Genomic DNA, 21,558 nt, shown 5'->3' with positions numbered 1-21,558 from the left:
AGGAAAGGAAACAATAATGAGCAACGGATTATTACTTTGGGTCGATGATGAGATAGAACTGCTGAATGCACACATCATCTTCCTTGAGAAGAAAGGATATGAGGTCGTCACCGTCAGCAACGGCCCCGACGCCATCGACCAATGTCGGCAACAGACTTTCGATCTCGTGTTGCTCGACGAACAGATGCCGGGACTGTCGGGACTGGAAACACTGCAACAGATAAAAGAGATTCAGCCCGCCACACCAGTGGTGATGGTCACCAAGAGTGAGGAGGAGAACATCATGGACCAGGCAATAGGCTCGAAAATTGCCGACTATCTGATAAAACCGGTCAATCCAAACCAGATTCTGCTTACGCTAAAGAAGAATATCCACCGGCGGGAGATAGTTACTGAGGTGACGCAGACAAGCTATCAGCAGCAATATCAGCAACTGGCGATGGAGATTGGCGACTGCCGCACGTTCGACGACTGGAAAGATGTGTACAAGAAACTCGTAAGGTGGGAGCTCGAGCTCTCAAGCGCCGACAGCAACATGACAGAGATGCTGAACATGCAGAAGGAGGAGGCCAACAACGGTTTCGGGAAATTCATTGCTAAGAACTACCTCGGATGGATAAAGAACAACGAAGGCAGGCCGCTGATATCACCGGAGATATTCAAAAGAAAGGTATTCCCGGAGATAGACAAGGGAAATAAGGTGTTCCTCATCGTCGTCGATAACTTCAGATATGACCAGTGGCGGATACTGTCGCAGGAAATTGGCGATATGTTCGACATCGATGAGGATCTGTATTTGTCTATTCTTCCCACTGCAACTCAATATGCCAGAAACGCCATCTTCAGCGGTCTCATGCCACTGCAGATATCAAAAATGTACCCCGACCTCTGGGTTGATGAGGATGAGGAGGAAGGAAAGAATCTTAACGAAGGACCGCTTATCGGCACTCAAATAGAGAGATACAGGCGCCACGACAAGTATTCATACCATAAAATCAATGAGTCGTCGGCTGGCGAAAAACTGCTGAAGGAATTTAACAACCTCCATCAGAATGACTTGAACGTGGTTGTTATCAACTTCATCGACATGCTGTCACATGCCAGAACGGAAATGAAAATGGTAAGGGAACTGGCCAACAACGAGAGCGCCTATAGAAGCATAACGCTCAGTTGGTTCCGCCATTCGGTATTGTCCGACCTCTTCCGACTGCTCGCACAGAGCGACTATGAGGTTATAATCACTACCGACCACGGTTCGATACGGGCCACACAACCTCTGAAGATTATCGGTGACAGAAACACAAACACTAACCTCAGGTACAAGTTGGGAAAGAATCTCAGCTACAACGCCAAGGATGTGTTCGCCATTCACAATCCGGCTGAGGCTCAACTGCCGTCGCCAAACATCTCGACAAGTTATGTATTCGCGATGGGAGATTCGTTCTTCGCATACCCGAACAACTATAACTACTATGTCAGCTACTACAAAGACACTTTCCAGCATGGCGGAATCTCAATGGAGGAAATGATTATTCCACTGATAACGATGAAGGGAAGAAAGCGGTAATTCCACTGAGGCAACAGCATAATTATCAATAGTTTAGGAGTCAACATCGTTCACAATGCTTCCTAATTTTGATAACTGAACACTTCATAATGGAGCAAAATAGAAACTAATTTTGAAGTCAACAATATAGCAAAACGGACTATGAAAATTGAAATAAAGGACCTCGACCACATTCACGAGGCAGCAAAGGAATTCATTAAGAACATGGGCAAAGGAAACGTCTTTGCCTTCTATGGAGAGATGGGAGCCGGAAAGACAACATTCATCAAGGCTCTCTGTGAGGAACTTGGCGTTGAGGACGTGATAACATCACCTACTTTCGCCATTGTCAACGAATACACCGACCGCAACGGTGAGCCGATATATCACTTCGACTTCTACAGGATAAAGAAGCTCGACGAGGTGTACGACATGGGGTATGAGGACTATATCGACAGCGGGAACCTCTGCCTCATGGAGTGGCCGGAACTAATTGAGGACATTCTGCCGGAAGATGCGACGAAAGTAACGATTAAAGTAAACGACGATAAGACGCGGACAATAGAGTTTTAAATGCTTCGCCGACCGTGTGGATGCTTACGACAACGTAGTTTCATTATCGGAAAGTCAGCATAATAGCCTCATTGCATAAACTCCATCAGAAGAAATTTAACTCCCGGACGATACAGAAAAGGGCATGGCAAACGCTTTCGTTCACCATGCCCTTTACTATTCCAAGTTATTACAGGAGAGCCTTGAACTTCTCGTCGAGAACGTCCTTTGGCGCTGCGCCAACGAACTTATCCACGAGCTCGCCGTTCTTGAAGAACAGGATTGTCGGGATGCTGCGGATTCCGAACTGGACAGGGATGTCATCGTTCTCGTCCACGTTGCACTTACCTACCACAATCTTGCCATCATAGTCGTTGGCCAGTTCCGAAATGATAGGACTTACCATGCGGCAAGGACCACACCATGTAGCCCAGAAGTCAACTACCAATGGCTGATCGCCATTCTTATAACTCTCGAAGTTCTCGTTTGTGATTACAACTTCCATTTTAATTCTTTCTTTAAGGGTTATACAATTATATTATTGCTATTCTTTTCGTACAAATACCGTGCCATTCACTTTTCCGCTCCTACAGATGTCACTCGCCAATTACGGATGGACAGTATGACGATATCCTATGAACCACCATCTGAATTCAGCGATTGGAGGATTCTGTAAGGACAAGGCCATCAGCCAAAACCGACTGCCGTAGCGTCAGGACAAGGCCGAACCGTCGGCAGCATTGACTGTCAGAGCACGTCGGAGGCGGCGTCAATTTATCTTATACTCCATAGCATCGTTGCTCTGCAAGTACGTGATGAGTTTATTATCGACATTCACTGACTTTTTGGCACAATGCAGGAGCACGTCGCCATCGTCACTTCGCAGTCTGAAATACAGCTGCGTAGAGCCCGGACTGTCGCTCAGGATCTCCTCCAAATCGTTTACCATTGTCGGCTCAAACTTCTTCGTGTCGATAGAGATTGTCAGTTTCTCCAACCGCTTCGACTTGACATCGTAGAGCTGTTCGACATTCTGGATGTTAATATTATAAACCTTAGCATCACGGAATCTGGGCACGCACTTGGCGGTAATGAACACAGAGTAGTCCTTCTTCAGCATTCCGTTCCACCGCGACCAGTCGTTGCCGAAGATTCCAATCTCACCTGACGAGTCGAAATCCTCAATAGTAACGAAGCCGAACGGCTTGCCCGTCTTCTGCGAGAAGCGCTCCGTAACATTTGTTACTATTCCGCCGAATGTCAGTTCTTCCCGTTTGGCAAGTTCCTCCTTGTCGGAGTCACGTCCTATCTCCCTGCACCGTGTGTTGCACATGTTCTCAAGGATAATACGGTATTCATCGAGTGGATGGGCCGAAAGGTATATTCCGACGAGGTTGCGCTCCTTATTGAGCTTCTCTATGACCGGCCATTTCTCAGCCTTAGGAGGTATCGGATGCTTTATTTCCACATCCTCACCACCGAAGAGCGAGTTCATCTGTTCCTGTTTCTCATGCTGGAACTCCTGTCCATAATGCACAAGAGTGTCAAGGAAATTCCCGCCTTTGCCATTATCGCCGAAGTACTGTTCGCGCTGAAGACCCAGACTGTCGAAACCTCCGCTGTAAGCAAGACTCTCAAAGGCCTTACGGTTGACGCGTGTGAAATCGATTCGTTGTGCGAAATCGTAGATATCCTTGAACGGACCGTTCTTCTCGCGTTCCTCAACGATAGCATCGGCAGCGGCACCGCCCATTCCCGAGATGGCAGCCATACCGAAGCGAATCTCGCCTTTCTTATTCACTGCAAAAGAGCTGCGGCTCTCGTTGACATCTGGTCCTAACGTTGCAATGCCCATAGCCTTACACTCTTCCATCAGCTTCGATATTTCCGTTTTCTGGTCGAAACGCCTTGTCATCAGTGCAGCCATATATTCAGCCGGGTAGTGAGCCTTCAGATATGCCGTCTGGTATGCCACCCACGAATAGCATGTGGCGTGCGACTTATTGAAGGCGTAACTGGCGAATTTCTCCCAGTCGCTCCATATCTTCTCAAGGATATTTGGGTCGTAGCCGTTTGCCGTTCCCTGCTTGATGAATTTAGGCTTCATCGCGTCGACAATGGCCTTTTTCTTCTTACCCATAGCCTTACGAAGAGCATCGCTCTCACCACGGGTGAAGCTTGCAAGCTGACGGCTCAGGAGCATCACCTGCTCCTGATAGACAGTGATTCCGTAGGTATCCTTGAGGTATTTCTCCATGCAAGGAATATCATATTTTATCGGTTCCAGACCATTCTTTCGGCGGATAAACGACGGGATATAATCCATAGGTCCCGGCCGGTAGAGGGCGTTCATAGCTATAAGATCCTCAAAGACAGTCGGTTTCAGTTCCCTAAGATTCTTCTGCATTCCCGCCGACTCAAACTGGAACGTACCAATCGTTCTTCCTTCCTGATACAGTTTGTATGTCAGATCATCGTCAATAGGAATATTGTCGAGGTCAACTTCGTCGCCCGTAGTCTCCTTGATAACCTTCACGGCCTCCTTCAACTCCGACAGAGTTTTCAGTCCGAGGAAGTCCATCTTGATAAGTCCTGTCGACTCAATAACGTGTCCGTCATACTGAGTGACATTACACTTCATCCCGGGGAAGTCAGGGTCGTCGGCAGTACTCACTGGCACCCAGTCACTTATCGGGTCACGGCAGATGATGAATCCACAGGCATGAATACCCGTACCGCGGATTGTTCCCTCGAGCATCTTGGCATATTTGATAGTATTGCTCTCCCTGGAATCCATGCTCACCTCAGCGTCCTGCAATGCCGGTGTACACTTTATGGCGTTGGCAAGGTTCATCTTCATACCATCGGGCAGTCTGTCGGGAATGGCCTTACAGAGACTGTTGGAAATATCGAGCGGCAGACCCTCCACTCTCGCCACGTCCTTTATGGAGTTCTTTGTGGCCATTGTCGAATAGGTAATGATATGGGCACAGTTGTCCCATCCATACTTATCCATCACCCATCGCAGCACTTTTCCACGTCCGTCGTCATCAAAGTCGGTATCAATATCCGGCAGGTTGACACGGTCAGGGTTGAGGAAACGCTCAAACAGCAGGTCATATTTCAGTGGGTCGATCTTCGTTATTCCCAAGCAATAAGCCACTACGGAACCGGCAGCAGAACCACGTCCAGGTCCCACCATCACGCCGAGCTCGTTGCGGGCAGCATTGATAAAGTCCTGAACGATAAGGAAGTAGCCTGGGAAACCCATCGTCTTCATCACGTGAAGCTCAAAGTTGATGTGCTCTTTCACGTTGTCCGACAGCGGATCGCCATACCGCTTCTTTGCTCCCTCATACGCAAGATGACTCAGATATTCGGCCTCAAACTTAATGCGGTAGACCTTATCCCATCCTCCGAGCGACTCTATTTTCTTCATTCCCTCCTCTTCGGGAAGGGTATTCTCACCATTCTCGTCGGACGAGAATTCCTTCAGCAGTTCCTCCTTTGTATATTTTTTCCTTATATCTTCCTCAGTACCAAACGATTCCGGAATCGGGAAGAACGGCATAATAGGTCCATGATCGATGCTGTAGAACTCCACTTTGTCGAGCACCTCCAGCGTATTCGTTAAGGCCTCAGGGATATCCGCGAACACCTCGTTCATCTCTTCCCTCGTCTTAAACCACTCCTGCTTCGTGTATCGCATGCGGTTCGGATCGTTAAGGTCCTTTCCTGTGGCCAGACAGAGCAGGTGGTCATGGGCCTCGGCAGTCTCCTTATCCTCAAAATGGCAGTCGTTGGTGCAGACGAGTTTTATGCCATATTCCTTGGCGAAACGGATAAGCACCTCATTTGCTTTCTGTTGCAGGGGGAACGTCTCCCTGTTGGCAATGAGATTCGGGTCCTTCACCTCATGGCGCTGGAGCTCAAGATAATAATCATCGCCAAACAAGTTATGATACCACTGGCAGGCCTCACGAGCACCGTCGATGTCGCCTTTCAGGACTTTCGACGGCACCTCACCGGCAATACACGCCGAGAGCACAATCAGTCCCTCGTGGTACTTCTCCAGTTCGGAACGGTCGGTACGGGGCTTATAATAGTAGCCCTTCACCCATGCATGGCTGACGAGTTTGATAAGATTTTTGTAACCCTTATAGTTCTTTGCCAATACAATAAGGTGGTAGCCGCCGTTGTCGCCGTGTTCCTTAACCTTATCGAGCATGCTGTGATGGGCAACGTACATCTCGCAGCCATAGATGGGCTTGAAAGGCTCAAGTCCCTCTTTCTTTCTGTCCTTATTTATCTTAGCGCAATAATCGGCAAACTCCTTTATGCCGAACATCACTCCGTGGTCGGTGATAGCCATACCCCTCATGCCATTCTTGACAGCCTTGTCGACAAGATGGGTAACCTTCGACTGTCCGTCAAGAATAGAATAATGAGTATGACAATGCAGATGTACGAAATCTTCCATAATTCAATTCAATTGGAGTGCTAAGGTACTGCAAAATACCGACACTGCCAAAAGAATAAATCAAAAATTTGTCATCCCGAAAAAATTTTGTACCTTTGCATCGCTGAATTGGCAGAGAGCCAAAATATCGATTAACCAAAAGAAAATCCACCATCATGGTAAAAAGAATAAAGAAACTCAAAAAGATAAGATTCCATAGCGAAGGCCGCGACCAGCTCTTCTATGGTGCCATACTCATCGTGCTCATCGCGTTGCTTCTCTGGTTTGGTTTCTCCACCAAGATTCCGTTCATCATTTTCCTCATTGTCTTCGGATCAGTTTACGGAGTTGTAGTCAATTTCTACCGCTGTCCGATACGCTATTTCCCCTCCGAGGACACCGACAAGCTCGTCGTGGCTCCCGCCGACGGTAAGATTGTCGTCATTGAGGAGGTCGACGAGAACGAGTATTTCCACGACAAACGCCTGATGATCTCTATCTTCATGAGCATCACCAATGTCCATGCCAACTGGTTTCCCGTTGACGGCAAGGTGAAATTTGTGCGTCATTTCGACGGCAACTACCACCGCGCATGGCTTCCCAAGGCCAGTGAGGAGAACGAGCACGCCGACGTGATGCTCACTACCGACGGCGGTGTCGACATCCTCTGTCGGCAGATTGCAGGAGCCGTAGCACGCCGTATCGTCACCTACGCCAAGGAAGGCGAGGAGTGCTTCATTGACGAGCATTTAGGATTTATCAAACTTGGAAGCCGTGTCGACGTATTCCTCCCTGTCGGCTCAGAGGTCTGCGTAAAAATGGGACAGCCCACGACCGGTGACCAAACGGTAATAGCCAAGTTGAAATGATAAAAAAGAATATACCAAACTCGATAACGTGCTGCAACCTCATCTCCGGTTGCATAGCCACATATTTTGCATTCTGCAACGATCTCACCATGGCTCTGACATGGATAATAATCGGTGCGGTCTTCGACTTCTTCGATGGAATGAGTGCCCGCGCCCTCCACGTCAGTTCACCGATAGGCAAGGAGCTCGATTCTCTGGCTGACGACGTCACCTTTGGCGTGGCTCCATCGACGATGATTTTCTCCGAGTTGGGCGTTATGAACTATCCGTCAGCTGTCGAGGGACTGCGCACGATACTGCCTTTCGTGGCCTACATCATGGCGGCATTCTCGGCATTGCGCCTGGCGAAGTTCAATCTCGACACACGTCAGGCAATGGGATTCATCGGACTGCCAACGCCTGCCAACGCACTCTTCTGGGGTGGACTGCTCATCGGCATGCAGCCGGTAATCGAAACACGGGAGTGGGCTATGCCCATTGTCGTCATCGGTGTATTCTTCAGCAGTTGGCTGCTTATCAGCGAGTTACCGATGTTCGCCTTGAAGTTCAAGCATTGGGGATGGCAGGGCAACCAGCTGCGCTACTCCTTTGTAGCCACGGCAGCGGCAATATTCATCATTGCCATCATCGCCCACGGATGGAAAGGATTCCTTGAGGCCTGGGCACCGGTCATTGCGCTATACCTCATAATCTGCGTCATAGCCCAGCTGAACGGCAAAAAGGCCCAAAAAGAAGGATAACGGCTTAAAATTACGAAACGAGATAAGAAAAGGCTTAAACGCTTGTGTACTACAGACAGCCCACAAACGTTTAAGCCTTTTCCCGTTTATCGGTATTAATTGTGTACCAGCGTTCCTATCTCCTCACCGTCGATAACCTTCTTTAGGTTGCCTACAACATCCATATTGAAGACATAGATGGGCAGGTTATTGTCCTGACACATGCATATAGCCGTGAGATCCATAACCTTCAGACCGCGCTCCAAGACTTCATTATAAGTTATCTCAGTGAACTTCTTGGCCGTCGGATCCTTCTCAGGGTCAGCGGTATAGACACCATCGACGCGCGTGCCCTTGAGCATAACGTCGGCCTCAATCTCTATTCCGCGCAGACTTGAGCCGGTATCAGTAGTGAAATAAGGATTTCCCGTGCCTGCTGAGAAGATACAGATATATCCGTTCTGCATTGCCTCCACAGCCTTCCACTTATTGTAGAACTCACCGATAGGCTCCATTCTTATGGCCGTCATGACCTTTGTCTTTACGCCAATGGCACCAAGGGCCGAACTGAGTGCGAGCGAGTTGATGACCGTTGCGCACATACCCATCTGGTCGCCTTTGACGCGATCGAAGCCTTTCTGACTGCCACTGAGACCACGGAAGATGTTTCCGCCGCCAATAACGATACCAATCTCCACGCCCATGTCGTGGATTTCCTTAATCTGACGGGCATAGTCGCCCAACCGTTCCGGATCGATACCGAAACTCTGTTTTCCCATCAAGCTCTCGCCGGAGAGTTTCAGGAGGATTCTTTTGAATCTTGCCATAATTCTAAATTCAAAAACGATTCACAGCCTAAGGGACACTGACTATCAGTATATTACATGCCCGCGGCGGTGCCGTCAGCACCTCAGGCATGCCCGTTGGCAGCTGAATCTATATACATTATTACTGTTATTATAATCCAATCCGACACTTCGTTCCGCCACACGCTATATATATAATATGTGTAAGCGTCACTCCGCAGCAGCGTCACCGTCGTCAGACAAGAAGCTGACCTCCTTGAACTTGTACGACCGCATGACACCTTCCTTGTCACGCAGAATCAGTGTGCCGTCATCCTCGACCTCCACGACGGCGGCCACCAGCTCGCCATCCTTGTCACGGTAGCGGTGGAAACCGTGCGAACGGTACAGACCGGAGTGGTAAATCTCTGATATAGCAGCATATTCGCCATTCTCTATGGCCGAATAATACTTTCTGAAGGCAGCCAAAATCTTGTCGAGAACCTCCCCGACCTTAACCTCATGACCGAGAATCTGCTTCATCGAAACGGGATTAGGGGCATCGCTGACGAACCGCTCCTGATTGACGTTGATACCCGTTCCGAAGACACAGTCCTTCACATGGCCGCCGCCGAGCCTCGTCTCTATCAGCGTTCCGCTAATCTTTTTGTCCTTCCAGTAGATGTCGTTGGGCCACTTCATCGTCACATCGTCCTTTCCGAGATATTCGCCGAGGACCTCCCACACGGCGAGAGCCCCGGCCTCCGACAGCAGAAACTGACGCATGACGGGGACCATCACAGGATGGACGAGGATGGAGAACGTAAGATTCTTGCCCGCCTCACTCTCCCAGTGGTTCGTGCCCTGACCGCGTCCGGCCGTCTGGTCATCAGCCATGACAACTGTCATAGCCTCACCGGCAGCCGGCTTGTAAGCCATGAGATAATTGTTCGTACTGTCGACAGTCGGCAGATGGATAATCTTCTCAGTTTCATCCTTCGACGAGAAGATTCCTGACAATTTGTTGATAATAGGTTTTATATTCATTGTCTATTAGCTTATGAATCAATAACATACCAGCATCCACGCATCACCAACTCACTACGAAATCACACGAAAGGCAGGAAAGCATTCTCCACATGTCTCACCTCGTAGTGCTCCGGAGTGCCCACGACGGTCACGATGTCGAATCTCACCTCCACATCAATATGATAGGTCTTCACAAAGGCGTTGGCGGCTATCGACAGCGACCTTATTTTCTGTGGCGATACGGCCTTGTCGGCATCGTTATATTTCTCGTCACGGCGCGTCTTGACCTCTGCTATGACGCAGAGCCCATCGTCGTCGGTGGCCACGATGTCGAGATCACGGTGGCCGTAGTGCCAGTCACGGGCCAGCACCCGCAGTCCTTTCTGCTCAAGGTATGCGGCAGCGGCATCCTCACCCCATCGTCCTAAGTCGTTATGTAAAGCCATAATTTAGAGTCGTATAGAAGGTTACGAAGGTCAGCATGGTGAATCAGGCGATTCACTGCCCCCGCTATTCATCCCACAAAGTTACTAAAACGCTACAGCTTTTCCAAATAATTTCTGTACTTTTGCAATAAAAAGAAAGAAAAAAATATGAGTACAGAAGAGCAGGAGAAGAAGGATGAGTTCTTCATGAGCCGCGCTTTGCAGGAGGCTGAGGCGGCATACGAGGAGGGCGAGATACCGATTGGGGCCGTTGTGGTATGCCGTGGCAGGATTATAGCCCGTGCGCACAACATGACTGAGACCCTCCACGATGTCACGGCCCACGCTGAGATGCAGGCCATAACGATGGCTGCCAACAGTCTCGGCGGCAAATACCTTACCGACTGCACCCTCTACGTCACCGTCGAGCCGTGCCCGATGTGCGCCGGAGCCTTAGGCTGGTCGCAGATGGCCCGCGTTGTCTACGGAGCGCCCGACATCAAGCGTGGTTACCGCACCTTCGCGCCGTTGGTGCTCCATCCAAAGACAAAGGTCACGGCAGGCGTCCTTGCTGACGATTGCCGTGACCTTATGTTGCGGTTTTTCAAGGAGCGGCGGTAGGGTTTTTCTGCCCCACTCCGCCTCCGAATATCATTATTTCACTACTACCTTTCGGCCGTTCTGAATATATACACCTTTCGGTAAACCGTTTAGCGATGTCCCGAGATACTGGCCTCCGAGAGTGAAGATACGGTTGTCAGCATTTCTCTCACTGTTGGTAGCCACTGTAGTGATGCCATTAGTAGCTTTTATCATCCGGTAAACTTGCATGTCGCCCTGGTCAGAAGTATATGTTGTAAAATATGTCTCAGGATTGGCATATCCGAGGTAGCGTTTGTATGTCCCGACAAATTTCACCGATGCTTTACCGTCAGAGAATGTCAGTGCAGAGAGAGCGTTTGTCGTATTCTTCGACAATGCCAGTCCTAAACTTGTCGCACTAAGGTAGCCTTTATCGCAATGGAATCCGAGATTGCCGCTCTTTGACGATTTCAACACACCAAACACAAGAACGTCGGCATTCCCATAGGCTTTCGAGCCATCGACATCAATGTTAGCTACTGACATAAAATTGCCCTGCTGCGACAGTCCGATAGCTGCGTTGTTTGCCTCATTAACAAAGATTACGCTGTCGCCTGATGAAATCTGCGACAGGTCAGTCACTTTTTCAAATGTCCGGCCATCGCTTGCAATCGTCGAAGGGTTCAGTGTTCCATCCTTGAAGCTGAAGGTTATCGTCCCATCGTTATGCTTTACAACTTTGTAGAATGGGAAATTGGAATACTTTGTCCCGTTATAAAGATTCACCGATTCCAAATAGTTCACGCCATTTCCGAAGAGGTGAGCAGAATTACCGTATGAAGACTCCGTAGATACACTTCCGATCTTGCTTCCGTCGGCAGTTACTACCATCGACCGTTTTCTCAATTGGTTATTGTTGACGGTATTTCCCCACCATGCCGACGAACCATATGTTATATGTGTCAGCAACAGTCCGGAGCCGAGTTGCGACGAGTACCAAGTGTCAGGCTGGCGATTCTCTAAAATGAAATACTCATTATTGTTCAGAGGATTGCGAAACATCACAGCGTATGCAGCATCGTTGTTCTTTGGATTCTCAAGGGTCACTGACTGTGCATCCTGCAGTTCTTTAATGTCCAACCATCCCATGAAACTTCTCTCGTATGCTGTATAGCCTACCGGCGCATAACTTTCACCGTTGTACTCCCCACCGTCCATAACGGACCAGTAGCCGTAGGGTGAGTCGTTCGAATAGCTGTAGTCGGTGACATACCAGTCGGGAAGTCCTAAGGCGTGACTGAACTCGTGGCAGAAAACGCCGATTCCCATAATATTGTTTTCGTTATACATTTCGTTGCCTACGAAATATGAACCGAATGTATGGCCGCCGATATTACCATAATAAGAGCCTAAGTCCAATTCGTGAGGCCAGATGGTATTCTCGTCACCGCCCGTAGCCTCACCTAATCCGGCATACATGATAGTCACGTTAGGAATAGTCCCGTCAACCTCATACGCGCTGAAATCTACACCTTGCTCTGTTGCCGCAGCTATAGCATCCTTCACCATCTGGAATGCACGCACGTCACCGGCACCACGGTTACTGCCCGACGAGCTGTTGGCACCATAATAGGCATAGGGATGGCCGAGGGTGACCTTAGCCACAACATCGAATGTCGGTACGAAATGTCCCATGCTCGAGGCCTTGAAATAGTCTTTCACTGAACCGACCTCGTAAGCATTGTCCTCATGATAACCTTCTTCGTTGAAATAACGTGAGATTTTCTCCACTGTATGGTCGGCCTTAAAAGCCTGATCCTGAAAGGCGACCATGATTACAGGAATGGTAATGTTACCGTTGCTCGGCACGGCACCACCCGAATTAGTACCGAACTTGCCGAGACCGTCGCTCGTCGAGGCGTTGCCGGCGCGTTTCACAAGACGGCGCACGAGGGTGGCATCGGCCGACAGCAACGGCTGCAGGGCATCGTCGGTGGGACGCAAGGTAATAGTTGATACGAAAGCGGTCTCCTCTGCCGTGCGATCGGCGAGGTTATGAACGGCCATCGACGAGGCCGTCAGCTCACCGTTGGCGTTGAGCTGGGCATAGCACAAACGGCCGTTGGCATCACGCACAACAACCTTATCATCCTCAGTAGTGTAGAAAGCAAGGTGACCGTCGCCATTCTTATATAGCATTACCACCGATCCGTCGTTCTGCTTGACAGGAAAGAGCTTATGCATCGGACGGACAGCACCTGCCGTCAGGGCTGAAGCTAACAGCAAGGCCGATAAAAATAATTTCTTCATTGATAATTCATGAATTTGTGATTAACTTCGCAAAGTTAGTACAATTAATACACATATCAAAATAATGGATGCTAAAACTTCAAAGCAGTAATATTAAAGAAAATGAAACAATGGGCAGGGATATAAGAGAAAGCACATCGCAGTACGACGATGAGCATTGCAACGGCATCGGACTTCAACGTCAATCCGACATAGGAGCGGGTCTACGTGCCTGCCATAAGGCTCACAAGGGCCACGAGTGTGATGAATTGTGGCACCGCCCCGACGCAGGGGCGAGGTTAATCCCCGCCAGAAGACCACGAGATATAACAAAGTGCTGCACTTATCCGACGTAGGGGCGAGGTTTATCCCCGCCCTAAGACCACAAACACAAAATTATACTTGCAGCTGCGAGGGCGGGGATAAACCCCGCCACTACAGTGGATGTGTGCCGCAACATGTAACTATAATGCCACACATCATTATATATCACTAATTTGTCCGCTGCTGACAAGGAGGGATTTATCTGTACTCCCCATATCGACATACAGGACACGGATGACCGCAACGAATAATACAATATGCCACACAAATATGGAATTTGTTACATTCTGAAATGTTAAATTAATTCAGAAAGCACGCGATTCAGTCACACGTCTGTTATAATCTGATTTTCAGCACATTACAATTCATACCTTTTCGCGTTGCGAAACGGCCTGTTTTAGACTGTGAAACGGACCGTTTCAGAGTGCGAAATGGACCGTTTCAGAAGCCAAAATGATAGGTATTGAAATGCTGTAAAGATATTTCACAATGCAGAACAGCATTTCAAAGGTTGGGAAAATTGGTTATTTGAGATTGCTGCCCTCAAACTTCTTTATAGCCTCTACCCATTCCGGCCATATCTCTACCGACTGGTTCTTCACAAGATCGAAGGTGACAATGATTGATCGGCCGATGCACTTCACCTCACCGGTCTTTGAGTCGACGAGGCGCTGAACGAACACAAAGCTCTTCTTGCCTAAGTGGGTGACAGCCGACTGCACCTCGATATTGTTGTCGGAGGTGTACACCTGAGCCAAGAAATCGGCATCAATATGCGCCGTTACCGTCACGTGACGCTGGTCGCAAGGAACGCCAAGGCGAGTGAAATAGTCCATCTTGGCTGTATCATAATACTGGAAATAAATCGAATTGTTGATATGTCCGAACTGGTCAGCATCGAAAAACCTCAACTGAAGTGGAAACTTATGATGAAAATCGACGTCGGAATACAACTCAACGCCTTTGCTGCTATTCTTATCCATTGGTAAAATTATCCTATACAATTTATCGTTGCAAAATTACAAAAAATCTTGCACACAGAGAAGAAAAAACAGATTCTTTACCCTTACACGAAAATAGATAAGATATATCAAGGTAGCAGAAAACCGAATTACCATTTGCAGAGTATGATTAAACAGTGTATAGAGCCATGCAATACCAACGAACAAGCAGCACAATGCGGTTACAGGGGTGGCCCTTGTGACCACCCGGTTGGTCGTCAGACCGTATCGTTGCATTATATACGGAAGAACCATAACCCAACCTAACAACCCGCGTAAACAGCTTATGCTAAGAAGCTTGCAGCAATCTAACATCGCTTATGCTAAGAAGCTTGCAGCAATCTAAAGTAGGGGTGGGGTTTATCCCCACCCTCGATGCTGCGGAGTATCTACCTTAATTCTCGTCCGTTGCTGGTAGGGCTGGGATAAACCCAGCCCCAACGGTGGATGCGTGCAGCACATTAATAATCAGCGTGTTGCCAACGTAATCATTTCATCACAAAAACATTACCAATGTGATCTCTTTGCAGGGCATTGATAGGCAGGGTTAGGGGCTATCCACGGGCAAAAGTTATTAAGTCAGGAAATACTAAAGTCAATTGCAAACGGTACCTATATAACCGAACGAAGGCCGCGACCCTCAACGGGTGGCGGCCTTCTAAGTTTTAAATAAATAAAACTTGAGTGTATCTAAAGTAATTTAATCTTCTTACTTCTGAATGAACTTCTTGCCGTTAGAGATAACGACACCCTTATAAGCCTTGCTTACCTGCTGGCCGGCGAGGTTATATGTACGGAAGTCAGCCTTGTTACCAACATTCTCAACAGAAGCAGAGCTGATACCGTCAGCGACGGTAGCGTCGCCCTGGAGCAGATAGATAGGATCAGAGACAGCGCCCTTGTCGGAAACGACATAAACGGTAGCTGCACGTTTTGTTGTGCCCTCCGGCAATGCCTGGGCGTTGAAAGTCAACACGTAAAGTTTTGCTTCATCATCGAGGACAGTTACGTTGACATTTGAAACCCAGTCTGGAAGATCCTTGATATCATAGTTCGCAGACTCATCAGCATTGAAGAATGGGAGGACAGTCTCGACGAGCGCACCTGGCAGACCGTTGGCATTTTTATCATCGAAAACTGATGCCGTAGCGCCGTCGGTAAGATTGGTCTTACCGTCATTAGAGATTCTAACAACGTTATATTTCAGATTTGCATCCTCAAATTTGAACAGACCACCTGGATTTTCAGGAGCCTTTGCACCATCATACATTGCGTTGAGAGCAATCTTGGCTGCAAGACGGGAAGAGAAAGTGAAGGCGTTGTGATAATGAGTGCCATCAGATGTCTTAACACTGATATAACCATTCTGAACGTTAGCATCAGCATCATCATTCAAGCGAAGACCATCGATACCATAGCTGACACCGTCTTTGTCAAGACCATCAACAACGATAGCGAACTGTGTGTTTGCAGGAATGATGAACGGCTCTGTCGTCTCAGTACCGAATTCATCAACTGTCTTCTTTGAGAAAACGAGATGACCTGTATAAGTAACAATATCACCTCCATTATCAGCTGTCTGGAAATCGAGAGCATCAGAAGCAGTGGCAGTCAGAGTGTCTAACACATTATCAAGGTCTGCATCAAAAGATGTAGGATCTTTTGCGTTCGGAGTCACACCACATACATAAGCAGTAAGAGTAGCACCCTTTGTAAGAGGACCAGCTGCGACTGAGGTACGACCCTCAGTAACAATGTTCTCTACATACAGAGGAGCCGTTGTCTTGCCCATGTACTGCTCAATAGCGTAAGAAGTATATGTCTTACCCTTTTCTTCAACTGAGCCGGAACCGAACAGATAATGTGAGTCCAGGAATCCGAAAGCAGCACCATTTGTATATGTTGTACCATTGTAAATAAACGAACCATGGTCATCACAAGCATACAGAAGAGCTGTTGAATCAGGACCCATAACACCCCAATGCAAAGGAGAGCTAATCTCAGTCAATTGAGCTTTTAGAGCATCAGAGAGACGAGAATCGTTATTATCCAGCAACTTAGTATAGATATTGTTGGAACCGAGACAGAAAGAGTCAGTGCCCTGAATCAAGGTTGGGCCATAAAACATTCCCTCACCATAAGGAGCCTGGAAGTTGTAATTATCTGAGGCTGAGACTGGTGTGCCTTGACGAGACCAAGAACCAGTACCAGCTTTAGCGAAAGTAGTTGGAGTGTTGAAAGGCACAACGAGTTTTGAGAGATAATAGCCCGAGCCTTCGAGACTATAGCCCTCATAGAAGCCGCCCTCCGGTGTAGTGAAGTACAGACCGGTAGATGCAGAGTGATTAACCTTCGGTGCCTTGTTAGAGACACGGACAACCTGGAATCTTTCATTCAGACGTGGGAGTGAAGCTTGCTTAGCCTGCGAGCTCAAAACACTTGTCTGAGAAAATCCTGTAGCTGCAACAAAAAGTGCAGACATTGCAAGTAATGTTCTTTTCATTTCCTCAATGTTTTATTAATGAATAATTGAATTTTTATCTTATGTCCGCCGGAGATTTTTTCCATCTCCGACGGACAGATTATTATTATTTCATGCCAAAGATAATCCAGTTATTGGCATCCGCCTTAGAAGTAAGACGAATATTCGTAAGATTGAAATTGGTATCTCCTCCCTTGATGGAATAATCGGAAGAACAAAGCAAATCAATCATCTGCTGGATTGACGGAACACGGTTCAGAATCTTCTGAGCTGCATCATCACAACCGGTATATTCAAACTTCACCGAACCGTCGGAATTCTCGGTCTTTGTAAGATTATAATCAACATAACGTGCCGGAACACGACCGGAATAGTCGATACTCAGTTTTATCGCGCCATTATCATTTCTCAACGATAATGAACGAATATAGTAATTCTTGTTTACAGCCTTGAACTCATTGGATATCTGATTAAAGATAGTTAAATAGCTGTCAGACATTAACGTGCTCAAATCTTCATTAGCCGATACTGTAACCGCCCAACGGTGGGCAGACGTGCCAAGATAAGAGTTGAAGAATGATATAGCGTCGTTACCAGAGATGTAAACATCCTTGTTGTCGACACTCACGAACTCATCAGAGTCACGACTGTAACGAAACTCCTGCACTGACAATCCATTATATGTAGCCTTGTCACGGAATCGCAGATAATAGTCCTGGCCGCGCTTAGTAATAAGGAACGGGTTAAACTTTCCTGTTGTAATAGCGTCAGCACCATCAAGGTAGATGCTTGGCAGACCGTCGTCAGCACCATCAAAACGATACAGAGAGTCGGCAGCATGGAGGAGGTTATATGTCGGATAGTTGGCTGGGAACATCTTCGACATAAAACCCTTTACATCAGTTAGATATGACTCATAGTCGACACCCTCCTCAACAGGGGTGAGAAGGTTATACGTTCCGCGCTTCTTACCCTTCAGCATCATGTAAGATGCATCCTCGGGAGCATCGACGATGATGAACTCAAAGTCGCCGCCAATACCTGTACCGGTCTCATCGTTAGGGTTGTCGCTTGTACCGGTCTGAGGCACATCGTCAGGATCGGAGAACTTATGGAGAGCCTCGTTGTGGGTATCGAACGAGAGAACAGGGCCGTCGTCGGTAATAACGTCCCATGATGAGCTGTCGCTGAGATAGACATTATTCGTAAGTACGTTATTCATCGATACATCCACCTGATGATTCTTATGGAAACGCATCAGCACAAGATAGCCGTTGCCATAAGGAGCCTCGTCCTTGGTTGTCGGATAGAGCTGCATGGCCCATCCGTTGGGCTGAGCCGTCAGACGGGATGAATAGAGATCGGAAGCCTCATTGAGTCGCTCGGCAGCACTCTGGGAGAAGAGGTCGTCCTCATCACCAGCACAGGAAGCGAAAGCAAAGGCTGCAAGCGCTACGGCAAATATAGAAAATATCTTTTTCATTATACTTCGTGTTTATTTATGAGGTTTTACTTCTGAATCAAGCTGTTAAAGCGGTAAACCTGCTGGCGCAGTTCGTCGATAAGCGTGGTGCCGTCGGACTGAGCATAAGTGAGCTTGTTGACGACATTTCCAAACCTGTCGTAGACGAAAGAGCCGTCGGCATTGGTGACGTAGGTGCGGGTCTGAACTTCCTTACGCAGCCCATCGAGCGACAGATTATAGTGCTCTTTAAGGTAACTGCGTACGAACTCAACCTTCTGAAGGATAACGTCCTTACCGTTGATACCACTATTGTGGGTGTAATTCAGCTTCCAATCAGCTGTAGGAATAGGCAGTCCGTTAGCATCACGTGCAATCTGCTTACGGTAGATATTGTACTTTCCGCTTGTGGTAGTCTTCAGATATCCCATAACCTCCTGTGCGCTAACGCCGTGAACGCGAAGATTATAGTAGATAGAATCACGCTCCTTATTCTTACCGGAGAAGTAATAGATAGTATCCTTCTTGCCGTTGCCGTTGTCGACGTACTTCACATTAGGCTGGGCATTATTATAGTTTCTAAGACTATCGTTATAATCGGAAGACTTACCGAGCTCATACGACTCCCAATCGTAAGAGGCGGTGTTCAGGAGATTATGCCAAGAAACAGTGTCACGGGTGATGTAGTTGGCCATTGTCTCAGCCCAGTCCTCAGTTGTAGACGATGAAGCGTAACTCGATGTGAAACCGGAACCTGCCGAGAGAGAGTCGGGACGGTCGCTCCAACCGGCTGCATCGTAGTGGCCCTGCGAGAGGGTGTTGAAAGCTGTCGGGTGGATATAGGTCTGGTCGAGAATGTGAGCAAACTCATGATGCATGGTCTTGAAGAAGTACTCATTCATCATTGCTATATCGTTTAAATCGAGGTTGTTAACATTATAGAAGTTGATCTTCACACCGCTGCTGGCATCACCGAGCACCTCTGTACCCTGAGAGGGGTTGTAGTTTTTCGAACCTGTGAGCTGAATGATACGCGGAGAGTATGACTTCAGGAACTCCTGACCGCCGGAAACCTTATTGTAGACATCGTACCAGAGATACTTTGTCAGCACAGCCAAGTCGACACTCTTGTCATAGCGTGCCGGAGTAAGGTTTTTTGTCATGTCGGTACCCTTATCATCGTAGCGGTAGACGAACTTTACGTTGTAAGGCTCAAGATATTCCGCCTTGATGAACGAGTCGAGAGGGAATGTCGACTGAGTCCTGTCGAGGTTGTCCTGCGACGGGTCGGTATTGAATATGCTTGCGCCAAGGTCGTCGTCAGAGCAGGAAACAGTGAATCCTGCCGTGAAGACAACAATGAAAGCTGCAAGCAGTATGTTTAAATGATTCTTCATATCTATAGTGATCAATTAAATCCTTAAACTTATAAAACTTACTTCTTCGAAACGAACTTTGTACGGTCGAAGGTGAGATGGGAAGGGCTCTTTCATTTAAGCCGACATAGAAGACAATATGTCACAATGTAATCCGTTTAAATGAATGTGACGATAGGCACAAACGCCCGAAGGCGGTTTCTCAACCGCCAGGCTCTTAATACCTTTTGTCATATATTTTTATTTTTGAAGAGGGGGTTTATGGTATTTGTGCGATTAGTGCACTTTGTGCCCCCTCTTCTTTTTACACTGCAAAGATACAAAATAATTAGCTAATAACCAAACAATTACGCACTTTTATCATCTCGGATGCAACTTTTTCTTCCCTATAAGGGATTAAGAGTTTGGCGGTTGAAAAACCGCATTTGCTGAGCCGAGATTTGTTAAATTTTATCCACTCAGTACCAGATTATCGTAGGATGAACAAAGGCAACTGTAAACACAAGTTGTCCGACATGCTTCTGCTGGTTATTTTGGCCAGGGCATGCGGCTGCGAGACTCGCAAGGACATTGTGGCCTTTGGAACGATCCATTTGAGCTACTTGCAAGACCACCTCGGCATTCTTGCTAAGGGATGTCCGTCCGAGCCCACACTTTGCAGGATGGAAGGTGGAATCGACGACATTACTTTGGCCTCTTTGGTTTCGACATTATCACGAAAATACGTGTCGGAGCATGATGGAGCAAACAGACGGCACATTGCAATTGACGGCAAGTTCATGCTGGGTACGAAAATTGGCGACGGACGCTCTCCTGATGTTGTGACTGCTTTCAGCGTGACCGACCGGTTGCCGCTTGACACTGAAATGTGTGAGGTGAAAAGCAATGAGATAAAGGCTGTGCCCAAAATCATAGAGCGGGCTGACTACATGAATGGATGCGTTATAACTGCGGATGCCATGTCGTGCCAAAGTTCTATCATCAAAGGCATCGTCGGGAAGGGAGCTGACTATCTTATTGCGCTGAAAGCCAACCAGAAAGCAGCAAGATGGTCGGTAGAGGACGCTGTGCCTACGCTGCATCCTAACGACGAATGGAAGACGGAGTGGGAACTTGCCCACGGGAGGCTGTACCAACGCCGATGCCGTGTATATTCAGACATATCCGGTATCAAGGCGCTTGAAAAATTCCTCAATGTCAAGGCTGTGATTGCCATAGACACGCATACGATTGAAAAGAAAAGCGGAACGGAACAAAAACAGACGAGGTACTATATAACCAGTTTGGAAGAAAGGGCACAGACTTTGGATCGAATCAGCCGCATGCACTGGGGAATCGAGAACAATCTCCATTGGACGCTGGATGCAAGAATGCGCCAGGACCGCACAAAGAGAAAAGAAACAAAGTCGGCCAGAAACTTGGACTCGATCCAGAAGCTTGTTTATATCATCTACACCATAGCCTCCAAAAAGCACCTGCCAGAGACCATCAGAAAGAGGAAAGAACTCTTTAAAGTCAAGTTCTCAGCCATTGCATCTTACGCCAAGAACAGCTTGGCCTATGCTATTTCTCTTCTCAGTCTGTAGAGGTCGTTAATTTTGAGGGATATATAATAAGCCCTAAGCTACATCCAGCTTGGGTAGGGGATACTTTATCCA

The 21,558-nt window shown here is 47.8% G+C and carries 16 protein-coding genes; 6 read left to right on the top strand and 10 right to left on the bottom strand.

Translation table 11 applies throughout. The features are described 5' to 3' along the window. The first annotated feature begins 16 nt into the window (after positions 1-16). The gene (gene porX, locus LDN30_RS04245) at positions 17-1,567 is read left to right on the top strand and encodes a T9SS response regulator signal transducer PorX (protein WP_223925648.1); all 1,551 of its coding nucleotides are present in this window, start codon (positions 17-19) and stop codon (positions 1,565-1,567) included. A 141-nt stretch (positions 1,568-1,708) separates the two neighbouring features. Then, on the top strand, positions 1,709-2,119 hold the full coding sequence (gene tsaE / locus LDN30_RS04240; protein WP_223925647.1) for a tRNA (adenosine(37)-N6)-threonylcarbamoyltransferase complex ATPase subunit type 1 TsaE: 411 nt from the start codon (positions 1,709-1,711) through the stop codon (positions 2,117-2,119). A gap of 169 nt (positions 2,120-2,288) precedes the next feature. Here tsaE and trxA read toward each other — a convergent pair whose 3' ends face one another. Then, complete coding sequence (trxA, locus tag LDN30_RS04235; protein WP_223925646.1) at positions 2,289-2,603, bottom strand: thioredoxin; 315 nt, start codon at positions 2,601-2,603, stop codon at positions 2,289-2,291. 264 nt (positions 2,604-2,867) lie between these two features. Further along, on the bottom strand, positions 2,868-6,578 hold the full coding sequence (gene dnaE / locus LDN30_RS04230) for a DNA polymerase III subunit alpha (RefSeq protein WP_223925645.1): 3,711 nt from the start codon (positions 6,576-6,578) through the stop codon (positions 2,868-2,870). A gap of 155 nt (positions 6,579-6,733) precedes the next feature. Here dnaE and LDN30_RS04225 point away from each other — a divergent pair, with 155 nt between their 5' ends. Both LDN30_RS04225 and LDN30_RS04220 read left to right on the top strand, forming a co-directional pair. After that, complete coding sequence (locus LDN30_RS04225) at positions 6,734-7,426, top strand: phosphatidylserine decarboxylase family protein (protein WP_223925644.1); 693 nt, start codon at positions 6,734-6,736, stop codon at positions 7,424-7,426. Continuing rightward, positions 7,423-8,166 carry a CDP-alcohol phosphatidyltransferase family protein gene (locus tag LDN30_RS04220; RefSeq protein WP_223925643.1) on the top strand — a complete coding sequence of 248 codons (744 nt, stop codon included), beginning with the start codon at positions 7,423-7,425 and terminating at the stop codon, positions 8,164-8,166. Before LDN30_RS04225 ends, LDN30_RS04220 begins: the two co-directional genes overlap by 4 nt. Before the next feature lie 95 nt (positions 8,167-8,261). Here the strand turns inward: LDN30_RS04220 and pyrH are convergent, their stop codons facing one another. The 3 genes from pyrH to LDN30_RS04205 all read right to left on the bottom strand — a co-directional run bounded on the left by pyrH (position 8,262) and on the right by LDN30_RS04205 (position 10,405). Beyond that, positions 8,262-8,972, bottom strand: coding sequence for a UMP kinase (pyrH, locus tag LDN30_RS04215; RefSeq protein ID WP_223925642.1), 711 nt, complete (start codon positions 8,970-8,972; stop codon positions 8,262-8,264). Between the two features lie 189 nt (positions 8,973-9,161). Next, positions 9,162-9,977: a biotin--[acetyl-CoA-carboxylase] ligase gene (locus tag LDN30_RS04210; RefSeq protein ID WP_223925641.1), complete on the bottom strand. Its 816-nt coding sequence runs from the start codon at positions 9,975-9,977 to the stop codon at positions 9,162-9,164. 62 nt (positions 9,978-10,039) lie between these two features. After that, a complete protein-coding gene (locus LDN30_RS04205) occupies positions 10,040-10,405 on the bottom strand; it encodes a YraN family protein (RefSeq protein WP_223925640.1) in 366 nt (121 codons plus the stop codon). Between the two features lie 147 nt (positions 10,406-10,552). On the opposite strand from LDN30_RS04205, the gene LDN30_RS04200 reads away from it, so the two are divergent. Beyond that, positions 10,553-11,005, top strand: coding sequence for a nucleoside deaminase (locus tag LDN30_RS04200; protein ID WP_223925639.1), 453 nt, complete (start codon positions 10,553-10,555; stop codon positions 11,003-11,005). A 33-nt stretch (positions 11,006-11,038) separates the two neighbouring features. Here the strand turns inward: LDN30_RS04200 and LDN30_RS04195 are convergent, their stop codons facing one another. The 5 genes from LDN30_RS04195 to LDN30_RS04175 form a co-directional block, all read right to left on the bottom strand. Further along, entirely contained in the window at positions 11,039-13,276 is a 2,238-nt protein-coding gene (locus tag LDN30_RS04195; protein WP_223925638.1) for a M6 family metalloprotease domain-containing protein, read from the bottom strand. Positions 13,277-14,103: 827 nt separating this feature from the next. Then, the gene (locus tag LDN30_RS04190) at positions 14,104-14,562 is read right to left on the bottom strand and encodes an acyl-CoA thioesterase (protein ID WP_223925637.1); all 459 of its coding nucleotides are present in this window, start codon (positions 14,560-14,562) and stop codon (positions 14,104-14,106) included. Positions 14,563-15,289: 727 nt separating this feature from the next. After that, positions 15,290-17,083 (bottom strand): hypothetical protein, encoded by a 1,794-nt coding sequence (locus tag LDN30_RS04185; RefSeq protein WP_223928783.1) that lies wholly within the window; start codon positions 17,081-17,083, stop codon positions 15,290-15,292. An 85-nt stretch (positions 17,084-17,168) separates the two neighbouring features. Continuing rightward, entirely contained in the window at positions 17,169-18,545 is a 1,377-nt protein-coding gene (locus LDN30_RS04180) for a DUF4302 domain-containing protein (RefSeq protein WP_223928782.1), read from the bottom strand. Between the two features lie 26 nt (positions 18,546-18,571). Then, the gene (locus LDN30_RS04175) at positions 18,572-19,921 is read right to left on the bottom strand and encodes a substrate import-associated zinc metallohydrolase lipoprotein (protein ID WP_223928781.1); all 1,350 of its coding nucleotides are present in this window, start codon (positions 19,919-19,921) and stop codon (positions 18,572-18,574) included. A 383-nt stretch (positions 19,922-20,304) separates the two neighbouring features. Here LDN30_RS04175 and LDN30_RS04170 point away from each other — a divergent pair, with 383 nt between their 5' ends. Then, the gene (locus tag LDN30_RS04170; protein ID WP_306421494.1) at positions 20,305-21,486 is read left to right on the top strand and encodes an ISAs1 family transposase; all 1,182 of its coding nucleotides are present in this window, start codon (positions 20,305-20,307) and stop codon (positions 21,484-21,486) included. Positions 21,487-21,558 lie beyond the last annotated feature (72 nt).

Origin of the sequence: Prevotella lacticifex (genome assembly GCF_019973375.1) — a bacterium.
Taxonomy (GTDB): Bacteria; Bacteroidota; Bacteroidia; order Bacteroidales; family Bacteroidaceae; genus Prevotella; species Prevotella lacticifex.
The sequence above is the reverse complement of the archived record's forward strand: the minus strand, read 5'-3'. Positions and strand labels throughout refer to the sequence as shown.